Source organism: Streptomyces sp. NBC_01233, from assembly GCF_035989305.1.
Taxonomy (GTDB): Bacteria; Actinomycetota; Actinomycetes; order Streptomycetales; family Streptomycetaceae; genus Streptomyces.
Map to the genome: position 1 here is coordinate 9,854,888 of NZ_CP108514.1, position 12,087 is coordinate 9,866,974.

Annotated in this window: 10 protein-coding genes; 4 read left to right on the forward strand and 6 right to left on the reverse strand. The window is 72.2% G+C overall.

The window, feature by feature from the left end:
* Nucleotides 1-74 precede the first annotated feature (74 nt).
* Nucleotides 75-1,655 carry an IS1182 family transposase gene (locus OG332_RS45285; protein WP_327412293.1) on the forward strand — a complete coding sequence of 527 codons (1,581 nt, stop codon included), beginning with the start codon at nt 75-77 and terminating at the stop codon, nt 1,653-1,655.
* 138 nt (nt 1,656-1,793) lie between these two features.
* Here OG332_RS45285 and OG332_RS45290 read toward each other — a convergent pair whose 3' ends face one another.
* The 4 genes from OG332_RS45290 to OG332_RS45305 all read right to left on the reverse strand — a co-directional run bounded on the left by OG332_RS45290 (nt 1,794) and on the right by OG332_RS45305 (nt 5,563).
* On the reverse strand, nt 1,794-2,255 hold the full coding sequence (locus tag OG332_RS45290; protein WP_327418917.1) for a hypothetical protein: 462 nt from the start codon (nt 2,253-2,255) through the stop codon (nt 1,794-1,796).
* A 175-nt stretch (nt 2,256-2,430) separates the two neighbouring features.
* Nucleotides 2,431-3,429 carry a type I glyceraldehyde-3-phosphate dehydrogenase gene (gene gap / locus OG332_RS45295; protein ID WP_327418918.1) on the reverse strand — a complete coding sequence of 333 codons (999 nt, stop codon included), beginning with the start codon at nt 3,427-3,429 and terminating at the stop codon, nt 2,431-2,433.
* A gap of 125 nt (nt 3,430-3,554) precedes the next feature.
* Entirely contained in the window at nt 3,555-4,511 is a 957-nt protein-coding gene (locus OG332_RS45300; protein ID WP_327418919.1) for a GlxA family transcriptional regulator, read from the reverse strand.
* Nucleotides 4,512-4,600: 89 nt separating this feature from the next.
* Nucleotides 4,601-5,563 carry a TetR/AcrR family transcriptional regulator C-terminal domain-containing protein gene (locus OG332_RS45305; RefSeq protein WP_327418920.1) on the reverse strand — a complete coding sequence of 321 codons (963 nt, stop codon included), beginning with the start codon at nt 5,561-5,563 and terminating at the stop codon, nt 4,601-4,603.
* Nucleotides 5,564-5,741: 178 nt separating this feature from the next.
* On the opposite strand from OG332_RS45305, the gene OG332_RS45310 reads away from it, so the two are divergent.
* On the forward strand, nt 5,742-6,959 hold the full coding sequence (locus OG332_RS45310; RefSeq protein ID WP_327418921.1) for an FAD-dependent monooxygenase: 1,218 nt from the start codon (nt 5,742-5,744) through the stop codon (nt 6,957-6,959).
* A 61-nt stretch (nt 6,960-7,020) separates the two neighbouring features.
* Here OG332_RS45310 and OG332_RS45315 read toward each other — a convergent pair whose 3' ends face one another.
* Complete coding sequence (locus OG332_RS45315; protein ID WP_327418922.1) at nt 7,021-8,916, reverse strand: ABC transporter ATP-binding protein; 1,896 nt, start codon at nt 8,914-8,916, stop codon at nt 7,021-7,023.
* Between the two features lie 746 nt (nt 8,917-9,662).
* Here OG332_RS45315 and OG332_RS45320 point away from each other — a divergent pair.
* Together OG332_RS45320 and OG332_RS45325 are read left to right on the forward strand one after the other, a co-directional pair.
* A complete protein-coding gene (locus OG332_RS45320; protein WP_327418923.1) occupies nt 9,663-9,794 on the forward strand; it encodes a hypothetical protein in 132 nt (43 codons plus the stop codon).
* A 308-nt stretch (nt 9,795-10,102) separates the two neighbouring features.
* Nucleotides 10,103-11,269 (forward strand): alanine--tRNA ligase-related protein, encoded by a 1,167-nt coding sequence (locus OG332_RS45325; protein WP_327418924.1) that lies wholly within the window; start codon nt 10,103-10,105, stop codon nt 11,267-11,269.
* 197 nt (nt 11,270-11,466) lie between these two features.
* Here the strand turns inward: OG332_RS45325 and OG332_RS45330 are convergent, their stop codons facing one another.
* Nucleotides 11,467-12,084 carry a TOPRIM nucleotidyl transferase/hydrolase domain-containing protein gene (locus OG332_RS45330; RefSeq protein WP_327418925.1) on the reverse strand — a complete coding sequence of 206 codons (618 nt, stop codon included), beginning with the start codon at nt 12,082-12,084 and terminating at the stop codon, nt 11,467-11,469.
* Between the last annotated feature and the right edge of the window lie 3 nt (nt 12,085-12,087).

Consider the following 12,087-nt stretch of genomic DNA (forward strand, 5'->3'; position numbering starts at 1 on the left):
AAGCACTACTAGAAGATCACTGAAAATCTGGGTTCTGGCCTCGCGTGTGCTGACGCGGGGCCAGACTGCTGTGTATGCAGGGGGAATGGGATGGCGAGAGCGTCGGCGAGGACGTGTGGGAGACCTGCCGGGAGTTGATCCCGGCCGGGGGTGTGTTCGCGTTCCTGGCCGAGCACCGCGGGGTGCTGTTCCCCGGGTCGATGTTCGCGGACATGTACCCGTCCACGAACGGGCGGCCGTCGCTGCCGCCGCAGGTCCTGGCCGTGACGGTGGTGCTGCAGAGCCTGCACGGGCTCTCCGACTTCGAGGTCGTTCAGGAACTGCGCTGTGACCTGCGGTGGAAGGCCGCCTGCGGGCTCGGCTTGCACGACACTGCGTTCGATCCGTCCCTTCTGACCTACTTCCGCCGCCGCCTGCAGCGCTCCAGTGACCCGAACCGGCTGTTCCACAAGGTCAGAGAGGTCATCGCGGCCACCGGCGTCCTCAAAGGCAAGCAGCGCCGTGCCCTGGACTCCACCGTGTTGGATGACGCGGTCGCCACCCAGGACACCGTCACCCAGCTCATCGCCGCGATCCGCAGGGTCATCCGCGAGGTCCCCCACGCCGAGCGGACCGCCGCGACCTGGTGCACCGCCCACGACTACACCGACCCCGGCAAGCCGAAGATCGCGTGGAACGACGAGCAGGCCCGCACCCGCCTGGTCGACGCCCTGGTCACCGACGCACTGAACCTGCTGGGCCGCCTGCCCGAGCAGGAACTCGGGGAAGCCGCGGCGAACGCCGTCGGGCTGCTGGCCCTGGTCGCGGGCCAGGACGTGGAGCCCGCCGACGACTCCGACGGCCGCGACGGGCGCTGGCGCATCGCCCGGGGCACCGTCCGCGACCGCACCGTGTCCACGGTCGACCCCGAAGCCCGTCACATCCACAAGAACCGGACCCGCCACCAGGAAGGATTCCGCGCCCACGTGGCCTTCGAGCCCGAGGCGGGAGTGTTCACCGAGGTCGCGCTGACCGCCGGCAGCGGGGCCGGCAACCACGAGGCAGCCGTCGCCCGCGACCTCCTCGCCGACGAGGACGCGCCGGTCACCGCCCTGGGCGATGCCGCCTACGGCACCGGCGACCTGCGCGAACACCTCCAGGACCTGGGCCACGACCTGGTCCTGAAGCCCCCACCGCTCAAACCGGCGGTCCCCGGCGGGTTCACCGCCGATGAGTTCACCGTCGACACCGAACAGGGACACGTCACCTGCCCCGCCGGACACACCGCACGGCTCGGCCGGCCACTGGCCAACGGCGCACGCCAGGCCCAGTTCAAGAAACTGTGCGCCACCTGCCCGCTCAAGGACCGCTGCACCCGCTCCAAGACCGGCCGTGTCTTCAGCGTCCACGCCCAGTACGACCTGCTCAAAGCCGCCCGCGACCAGGCCGCCACCGACCCCCACTGGCAGGCCGAGTACCGCCGATGGCGACCACCGGTCGAGCGTGCCATCGCCTGGCTCGTCGCCAAAGGCAACCGCCGCGTCCCCTACCGAGGCGTCATCAAGAACAACACCTGGCTCCACAACCGCGCCGCCGCCCTCAACCTCCGCCGCCTGATCAACCTCGGACTCACCCGCACAGGCGGCACCTGGACGATCACCCCGGCCACCGCATAACGCGAGGAGCCACCCAGCCCAACACCGGACGGCCCCTCAGACAAGATTTTCAGGAGCGTTCTAGCCGCTCGTACGCGGCGCGGGGCCGCCGCCGGACGGGGCGGCGGCCCCGCGCGGCGGCGAACCGTCGTCCCGGCGTCACCCGTTGGGGGAGGTCAGATCGCCGGGGGTGACCACCTCGACCGGAACAGGCACGTCCGGAACGGTCACGTCCGGGACGGTCACGTCCGGAACCTGGATGCCGTCGGGGACGGGTACGTCGTCGGGGACGGGCTTGGCCAAGGGGTCGTCGCACGGCGCCTTGATGCAGAACCAGGTATGGCTCCTGGGCGGATCGATGCGGATGCCCGTCCCCGGGTCGGCGTCGCCCCGGTCGGACCCGAAGAGGGACTCCCCGGCGCGTCCGATCAGGAGGAGGTTGCCCCTGTCGTCGGTGCCGCCTTGATCGTCGGGTGCCACTACGCGGTCATCGGCCACGGCCGCGTGCGGGGCCGCCGGGGTGGCGGCGAACGCACCGGTCGGGGTGAGTGCGCCTCCCACGACCACGGCGGTCGAGGCGGCCAGCATGAGGAAGCGCGGGGTGCGGAAGAGGCGGGTCATGGAAGCTCCTGGGGTCGAGGTGGTGCGGGGGAACCTCCAGTAGGCCCCGCTCACCCCGCACGGTCACGTCCCTGGATCCCGTGGCTTGACGTGCGCCGGGCGCCCCGCCAACCCCGTGCGCCCTCCGGTCGGCCCGTGCGGCCGACCGGAGCACCACCGGTGTGCTGTCGGCTCATTAGGAGGTGGCGAGGAGGGTGAGGGTGTCGATCACGCGGTTCGAGAAGCCCCACTCGTTGTCGTACCAGGCGACCACCTTGACGTGGCGGCCGTCGACGCGGGTCAGCTCCGAGTCGAAGATCGACGAGGCGGGGTTGCCCGTGATGTCGGAGGACACCAGCGGGTCGTCCGAGTACTCGAGCACGCCGGCCAGCGGTCCCTCCGCGGCGGCGCGGTACGCCGCCAGGATCTCGTCGCGCGTCACGTCCCGGGCCACGGTCGTGTTGAGCTCGACGATCGACCCCACCGGGACCGGTACGCGGATCGAGTCGCCCGACAGCTTGCCGTCCAGGTTCGGCAGCACGAGCCCGATCGCCTTGGCGGCGCCCGTCGTGGTCGGCACGATGTTGACCGCGGCGGCGCGGGCGCGACGGGCGTCGCGGTGCGGGCCGTCCTGCAGGTTCTGCTCCTGCGTGTAGGCGTGCACCGTCGTCATGAAGCCGTGCTCGATGCCGGCGAGGTCGTCGAGGACCGCGGCCAGCGGCGCGAGCGCGTTGGTCGTGCACGACGCGTTCGAGACGATGGTGTGCAGGGCCGGGTCGTAGACGTCGGAGTTGACCCCGAACGCGAGCGTGACGTCGGCGCCGTCGGACGGCGCGCTCACGAGCACCTTGCGCGCACCCGCCTTGACGTGGGCGCGGGCGGCCTCGGCCGAGGTGAACCGGCCGGTGGCCTCCAGCACGATGTCGACACCGAGCTCGGCCCACGGCAGCTGCGCCGGTTCCCGCTCGGCGAGCACCTTGATGCGGTGGCCGTCGACGACGAGGACGTCCCCGTCGACGGTCACCGGGCGGCCGAGCCGGCCGGAGGTGGTGTCGTACGCGAGCAGTCGCGCGAGGGTGGCGGGCTCCGTGAGGTCGTTGACGGCGACGACCTCCAGGTCGCTGTCGCGTTCGAGGAGCGCGCGCAGCACGTTGCGCCCGATGCGGCCGAATCCGTTGATGGCAATCCGAGTCATGAGCGATGTCCCTTTCGTTCGCCATCAGGTTCGCGCCCGGCGCTCGCCGGCGACAGCGGCGTGATCGCCATGGTTCAAAAGGATCCCGCCACGCCGGCATGGCGGGGCGGCGGGCCGATGGTGGGCTATTCGCCCTGGGTGAAGGTGCGCCGGTACTCGGTCGGGGTGGTGCCGAGGATGCGCTGGAAGTGCGAGCGCAGGTTCGCGCCGGTGCCGAGACCCACGTCGGCGGCGATCTGCTCGATGCCGCGCTGCGAGCGTTCGAGCAGCTCGCGGGCCACGTCGATGCGGGCACGCATGATCCACTGCATCGGCGTGTACCCGGTGTCCTCGGCGAAGCGCCGGGAGAACGTGCGGGGCGAGACCCCGGCGTGCCGGGCGAGTGCCTCCAGGGTGAGCGGCTCGCCGAGCCGGTGCAGCGCCCACTCGCGCGTGGCGGCGAACCGCTCGCCGAGCGGCTCGGGCACGCTGCGCGGCACGTACTGCGCCTGGCCGCCGCTGCGGTAGGGGGCCGCGACCAGGCGCCGGGCCGCGTGGTTGGAGGCGGACACGCCGATGTCACCCCGCAGGATGTGCAGGCACAGGTCGATGCCGGAGGCGGCGCCGGCCGACGTGAGGACGCTGCCCTCGTCGACGAACAGGACGTTCTCGTCGAGCCGGACGAGCGGATGCCGCTCCGCGAGCGCCCGCGCGTAGTGCCAGTGCGTCGTGGCGCGCTTGCCGTCGAGCAGGCCCGTGGCGGCGAGCGCGAACGCGCCCGTCGAGATGGCGGCGAGCCGCGCGCCCCGGTCGTGTGCGGCGATCAGCGCGTCGATGACCGCCCGCGGCGGGTCCTCGCGGTCCGGGAAGCGGTAGCCGGGGACGAACACGATGTCGGCCCACGCGAGGGCCTCCAGCCCGTGGGTCACGTGGTACGACAGGCCTTCGCCGCCGGCCACGAGACCGGGCGCCGCGCCGCACACCCGCACCTCGTACGGCATGCTCGCCCGGGTCGTGAAGACCTGTGCGGGGATGCCGACGTCGAGCGGCTTCGCGCCCTCGAGGACGAGGACGGCGACGCGGTGGAGTCGGGAGGCTGGCACGGGTTCGAGGGTACGCGGGGCCGGGTCTCGGGGAGCGGCGCGTCGGGCGGCGCCTCGTCGGTGGTCAGGGGGCCTTTGGGGCTCTCCGTTCAGCCGGCGCAGCTCTCGTCGAGGAGTGGGGCGAGGCCGTCGAGGAGGCGCTGGAGGCCGAATTCGAAGAGGGCGTCGAGGTCGAAGTCGTAGCCGGCCGCGGCCAGGCGGGAGAGCGCGGGGAACCGGCCCGTGCCCAGAACCGCCAGGAGGGCGGGCTCCTGGGCGTCCATCCACTCCTCGCTGTCGAGGCCGCTGTGCGCCTCGGCCTCCCGCTCCGTCTCCAGGTTGACGGCGATGCCACGGGCGTAGTTGAAGAGCATGAGGTGCGCGGTGAAGGCGGACCGCAGGTCGAGGCCGTGCGCGTGCAGGGTGGCGAGGATCCACTCGCTGTACGGCAGCGCCGAGACGATCATCTGAGGGCGGGTCACCGACAGGGCCGGTGCGAGCCACGCGTGGCGGCGGAACAGGTCCCAGAGCTGCCGGGCCGCCAGCTCGACCGCCTCCCGCCAGCCCTCCGGGGGGTCTGCGGGCAGCGGGTGCTCCGCCATGACGCCGTCCATCATCCGCGTCAGCAGGTCGTCCTTGTCGGCCACGTGCCGGTACAGGGACATGGTCGCCACCTCGAGCTCGGCCGCCACCCGGCGCATCGAGACCGCGGCCAGCCCCTCCGTGTCGGCGACCTTGACGGCTGCGCCGACGATCCGTCCGAGCGCGAGCGCCGCCTGGACCGAGGGCGCGTCGGACGGCCCGCCGGGGCGTGCGGCGGCAGTGGAACGGGCGGCCCGCACCGGGCGGCTCGGGGCGGCCACGACCGTCCCGACGCCCGGGACGGCGCGGACCATGCCCTCGCGGCGCAGTTCGGAGAGCACCTTGGTCGCGGTCGCCATGGCGACGCCCCACTGCCTGGTGATCTCGCGGGTGGAGGGCACGCGATCGCCCGGTGCCAGTTCGCCCGTCTCGATCCGCCGCCGCAGTTCGGCCACGATCCGGCTGTAGCGCGGTACCGCCTGTCCGCCCACCAACACTCCTCCGCACTAGTGCACCTGGATGGGCGCCATCCTAGCCTCCGAGCCGGGCGAATCCCGCCGACCAGCGTCTTCCCCGGCTCTCCGCACTAGTGCGGTAGGAGGCAACACCTCATGTTCACAGGGTATTTCATGCTTGCGCACCACTCTGCGTACGGCGTATATTCGCATCATGCCGAACAACGAGATACTCATCTGCGGTGCAGGCATCGCAGGACCCGCACTGGCGTACTGGCTACGCAGGGGAGGCTTCGCCATCACGATCGTGGAGCGTGCGCCGGCACCCCGGCCGGGCGGGCAGACCGTGGATCTGCGCGGCGCCGGCCGCACCGTGATCGAACGGATGGGCCTGATGGACCGGGCCAGGGCGGAGAGCGTGGACCAGCGCGGCCTCGCCCTCGTCGACACCGCCGGCCGGACCACCGCCCGACTGTCCGCCGACAGCTTCGGCGGCGAGGGGATCGTCTCCGAGATCGAGATACTCCGCGGCGACCTCGCCCGTCTGCTGTACGAGGCGACCCTGCCGGACACGGAGTACCTCTTCGACGACACCGTCACCGGGATCGACCAGGACGCGGACGCGGTCACCGTCACCTTCGAGAAGGCCGCGCCGCGCCGGTTCGCGCTCGTCGTCGGCGCGGACGGGCCGCACTCCGTGGTGCGCGGGCTGGCCTTCGGGCCGGAGCGGGATTTCGTGCACCCGATCGACCTCTACACGACCTGGTTCACCGCCTTCGACGGCCCGGACCTCGACGGCTGGTTCGTGATGCACAACGCGCCCGGCGGCCTGGTCGTCTCCGCCCGGCCCGGCCGCCTCCCCGGCGAGATCAAGGCCGGCTTCAGCTTCCGCTCGCCACCGCTCTCCTACGACCGCCGCGACGTCGCCGCCCAACAGGAGCTCGTGGCCCGGCGCTTCGCCCACCTCGGCTGGGAGACCCCGCGGCTGCTGCGGGCGATGCGCACCGCCCCGGACTTCTTTTTCGACTCCATGGGCCAGGTCCGCCTCGACAACTGGTCGCGCGGCCGCGTGGCCCTGCTCGGCGACGCCGGATACTGCGCGACCCCGCTGACCGGCCTCGGGACCAGCCTCGCCCTGGTCGGCGCCTACGTCCTGGCCGGTGAACTCGCCGCCGCCGGCGGCGACCACGGTGTGGCCTTCCGCCGCTACGACGCGGTGATGCGCCCGTACGTGAGCCAGGCGCAGCAGCTGCCGCCCGGAGGGGCCGCCGGGTACGCGCCGTCGGGCCGGCTCGGGATCCGGCTGCGCGACCTCTCCATGCGGTCGATGACCCGCTGGCCGATGCGGAACCTGTTCGCCGCGCAGTTCGCCAAGGCCGGGGACATCGCACTGCCGCAGTACTGTCTCGCGAGCGCCTGGGCGCAGGAGTGATCGGGCCGCACGGCGCCGCGGAGCACACCGCCGCCGGTGGGCTCCGCAACGCCTCAGGCCGTCAGCGGTCCTGGGAGAGCTCGTACAGTTCGCGGAACCGGCCGCCGTTCAGGGCCACGAGCTGGTCGAAGGGGCCTTGTTCCACGATCCGGCCGCCGTCGAGGACGACGATGCGGTCGGCGAGGCGGCAGTTCTCCATCCGGTGAGTGACGATCACCGTGATCCGGTCCTCCTTCATGTCCCGCAGGCCGGAGAAGACCATGTGCTCCCCGCGGGGATCCATGGCGCTCGTGGGTTCGTCCATGACCAGCAGGCCGGGCTTGCGGTGGAAGGCGCGGCCGCACGCCAGTCGCTGCCACTGGCCGCCGGAGGGCTCGTGTCCGCCCCAGACCGAGCGGGCCAGCAGTGTGTCCAGGCCGTCGGGGAACTCCTCCACGGTCGTCCGCATGCCGACGGCGTCCAGTGCTTCCCACACCGCCTCCTCGCCGCGGGGGCCGGGCTGGCCGAGGGTGATGTTCTCCCGCGCGGAGAACGGCCAGTACCCGTACGACTGGGTGACCAGGCCGACGTGCGCCCAGGCCGAGCGCTGGTCCGCGTCGGAGGTGGGGACGCCGTCCCAGGAGACGGTGCCGGACGTAGGGGCGGTCAGTGAGGTCAGGAGGCGGATGAGGGTGGACTTGCCGGCGCTGTTCTCGCCGATGACGGCGACGACCTCACCCCGGGCCAGGGTCAGCGAGACCGGGCCGAGGGCGGGGGTGTCCTTGCCCGGGTAGGTGTAGCAGGCCTCCTCCAGCCGGATCTTCTCCGGGGCGCCCTCCATCACCTGAGGGCCGCGCGGGCCGGACTTCTCGGCGGCCTCCTTGACGAAGGCGGTGTAGTCGCCGAGGTAGAGCGCGTGCTGGAACATGGCCGCCCCGTAGACGACGAGCTGGGACAGCGCGGCGGTGGAGGTGCGCATGGCGACGATGGCCGTGCCGGCGGCTGCGAGGGCCATGTACCCGCCGAGGACGAGCCCGGCGAGCGCCCCGTACGTCGCCACGACGAAGACCCCGGAGGCGGTGGCGGCGATCAGGTAGACGACGAGGTAGCGGGGCGCGGAGCTGACCATCTTGGAGTCGATGCGCTCACAGACGGCCGCGTACCAGTGGTGGGCGTAGGGGCGCATGCTGTTGCCGCGCAGCTCGTCGGCGAGCTTGGGGGTGGTCAGGTGCCAGCGCATCATGTGCTTGATGTTGCGGGAGGCGATCGTCTGGTTGTGGAGGCGGTAGTCGAGGCGGGCGGCGTACACGGAGCCGAGGCCGCGGGGGACCACCGACAGCAGGAGCAACGGCAGGAGTACGGGGTGGACCACGGCGAGGACGGACGCGACCGCGATCATGTCGATCATCCCGCCGGTGAAGCCGAGGGCGTCCTGGAGGAGCATGGCGGAGCGGGCGGAGCCCGTCTCGGCGGCCTCCGAGCGCTCGGTGAAGTCGGGGGCGTCGTAGGCGGCGAGTTCCACGTCCATGTGGGCGTCGACCATCGCGAGGTCGGCGAGGGTGGCCATGCCGGGGTTGAGACGGCGGGCGGCGCTGCCGGAGGCGATGGAGGCCAGGGCGCCGAGGGCGGTCATCGCGGCGGCGGCGACCAGGGGCCAGGCGGCGGCCGAGACGCGTTCCTGGACGCCGTCTCCGGCAAGGAGCGGCACCATGGCCTGGGAGATCGCGGCGAGCGCCGCCGCCGTGCAGATCCCGCCGAGGATCTGGGCGGTGACCAGTACGTGGAAGGCGGCGCGGTTGACGGCGAGGGCGAGCCGCGCGGTCTGCTGGAGGGCGGACGGGACGCGCCGGGCCATCTGGCCGAGCGACAGCGCCTCCATGGTCTCGTTGTGCTGGCCCCAGGTGTACGTGAACTCCGGAGGGGCGGGTGGAGCGGGCGGGACGGCGGACTTCACTTTCTCGGCCTGCTGGTCGGACATGCTGCTTCTCCTTCAACCGGGTTGCTGTGGAGGCCAGTTCGGCTGAACCCGCGCATGGCGAGGAAGCCCGGGTCCACGGTGTGCGGAGGGGCTGTCGCGGGGTCGCTGCAACTGGGGGAGTGAGTACAGCCCAGGCCGGCGGCCGGAGCAGCGGGATCTGGCCGACCTCGCGGCGGCGGTCCCCTTGGTGTGGCCGCTGATCGTGTCCGGGTGCCGCCGGGCTCCCGGACCCCGGGGGAGGGCAGGTTGGCTGGAACCGGCCGGTGCGGGGGTCGGGTCGTCGGAAATCGCTTGCGGCCCCGGACGGGTCCCCGGCTCCACGGCTCCCCCGCGTTCGACTCGTGAGCGCCGGTTTGCTGTTGTTTATTTGCGCCCGCCCGGCGCGCCCGGATCCGCGAGGGCATCGAGGACGCCGACTACGTCACGACGCTCAACGTGCTGCGGCGCATGATGCACAACGTGGTCCGGCGAACCGCCTGAGCACGGCCGCGGGGCGGGAGCCCTCGGTGGACGACCCGTGACCGTGCGTGGAGGTGGCGGCCGGCCGTTCCGTACGCAGCGGACGACGGACGGCGGGGCGGCGGGCGGCGCGGGAGCGCCCGCCGCTTCCGCCTCCGTCCCCGTTCGGCCAATGGGCGACCGGTGGACCGGTGGACCGGAGTGGCGGCCATGCGTCCGGGCAAGGCAGGCTGTACTCATGAGAGCGCCCTTGCGCTCGCCCCCGGGACCGGGAGCCGGCGGCCACCTTGGAAGGCCTGCACCAGGCCTTGCTCCGCCACACGCAGAGCCGCCTTGCGGACGACGTGGCGGTCATCCTCGTCGACCGCGGCGAAGACGAGGGCGGGCGGCCGGCCACCGGCCCGAAGGACCCGGCGTAGGGTCCGCGCGGGCCACTCGGATCCGACCGAGCCGCCCCGCCCCACTCCGCGTCGCCGTTCTGGCGGCGAATTCGGGTGCGCCGCTGGTCACCGTCGAGTTATGGTCGGCCGCATGAACGTCACCGGCCTCACCATCACCGCGACCACGCGAGCGACCAGCTCGCCGGTTGCCGCCGCCTGACCTTCCCCATCTCCCCGGCGACCGGACAACGGTCCGTCGGTAGTGCCGTGGCCTCCCCGCCCCGGCCGGACGATCGAACGGTCCGTTCTGGGGTGCCTTCCCCGCTGTGACGCGAAGGACGCACCCCATGCACACGGAACACCTCGTCAAGACCTTCGTCGAGTACTTCGAAGGGCGCGACCACCGTCGCATCATCGGCTCGACGCTGCTCCCGCCACCCGGCGACCCCGTGCTCTTCACCACCTCCGGCATGCACCCGCTCACCCCCTACCTGGAGGGCCGCCCCCATCCGCTCGGCAAGCGGCTGGTCAACGTGCAGCGCTGTCTGCGCACCACGGACCTCGAGGAGGTCGGCGACGCCACTCACCTGACGGTCTTCGAGATGCTCGGTACCTGGTCGCTGGGCGACTACGAGGGTCCGCTCAGCCTCGACTGGGGATACGGGCTGCTCACCGAGGGCCTGGGCGTCGATCCCGGGCTGCTGCACGCCACCGTTTTCGCCGGCGACGGCCAGACCGGGCCGGATACCGCCTCACTCCAGCTGTGGCAGGACCGCGGCGTCCCCGTCGAGCTCTCCGTGGAGGACAACTGGTGGTCCAACGGACCCGTCGGACCATGCGGTCCCGACTCGGAGATCTTCCTGTGGAGAGGTGACTGCCCTCCCGAGTCGACGCCCACCCGCGACGACCGCTGGGTGGAGGTGTGGAACCACGTCACGATGAGCCACCGCCGGCTCGACGACGGTTCCCTCGTGCCCCTTCCCCAGCGCAACGTCGACACCGGACTGGGCCTGGAGCGGCTGGCCTCACTGCTCCAGGGCAAGTCGTCCGTGTTCGAGTGCGACGTCTTCGACCCCTGGCGCCGCCTCGTGCCGAACCTCTGGCCCCTGGACCAGTCGTCGCTGCGGCTGGTCTGCGACCACCTGCGCTCGGCCATCGTCGTACTCGGTGACGGCGTGCGCCCGGCCAACACCGGACGGGGCTACGTACTGCGACGCCTCCTGCGACGGGTGCTCACCGTGCTGTGGCGGGACGACTCCTCGCGCAGCGTCGGCGACCTGCCGGACGAAGTGGTCCGGCACACCCTGGACCACTTCCGGCTGGACATGCGCCCCGGAGACGTGCTCCGGATGGTGCTGGAGGAGGAACGCCGGTTCCGCCGGCTCCTGGAGCGCGGCCGGAACGTGCTCGCCCGGCCCCGGTTCCAAGGTCCGCTGAACGGGGAGGACTTCCACTACCTCCACGACACCCATGGCCTGCCGCGGGAGCTGGTCACGAGCCTGCGGCAAGAGTGAGGCAGCGGGCGCGCACGGGCTCGGCCACGCTCCTCCACCTGCCTCCCGGAACCCGGCCGAGCCGTGCGTGCACCCGCTACGGGCCTTCCCGAACAGCCGAACAGCCGAACAGCCGAACAGCCGAACAGCCGAACAGCCGAACAGCCGAACAGCCGAACAGCCGAACCGGCCGAGCGTGCCGTACGCCCGGTGGCCGGTCACAGGCTCGCGAGGAGGTCATCGAGGGGAGCCGGCACCTCGTCGAGGTCCAGGGCCTCGACGAGGAGGCGTCCGTAACGGATCTTGCGGCCCTTCTTCGTCCCGAGGAAGCGCCGCAACTGCTGCTGCCGGGACCGGCCGTGCTGTGCGGGCTGGCGCACGAAGGTCTGCCAGGCGCGGAGGTCGCCCTCGGTCTCGACGACCTCCTCGACCCTCGGCGTGCCCAGTGCGCGGATGAGCTCGTCCTCCAGGTCCGCCACGCACACGAAGATGTCCCGGCGCGGCGCCCGTGCCCTTGTCAGGCCGCGGTCGAAGAACCCCTGCTCGCCCGCGTCGCACAGTCCTGCCAGGCGCAGGCCGAGGCCCGGTGGCCCGAGGAGGCCGGCGTATCGGGCGACGCTCATCGCCCCGCCCATCTGCACGACGCACACCCCTTCGGCGGCGAGGTCGCGGCCACGCCGCTCGGCCAGGGTCTCCATGGCCGCAAGGTCACTCGGCCCTTCCAGCAGTACCGCGGTCCGCACCCCCAGTCGTACGGCCAGATCACTCGCCGGACCGCCGGAGCCGCCCCCCGCCCAGCCGCTGACCTCGTCCCGGAACATGCGCATGTCCACCATGAA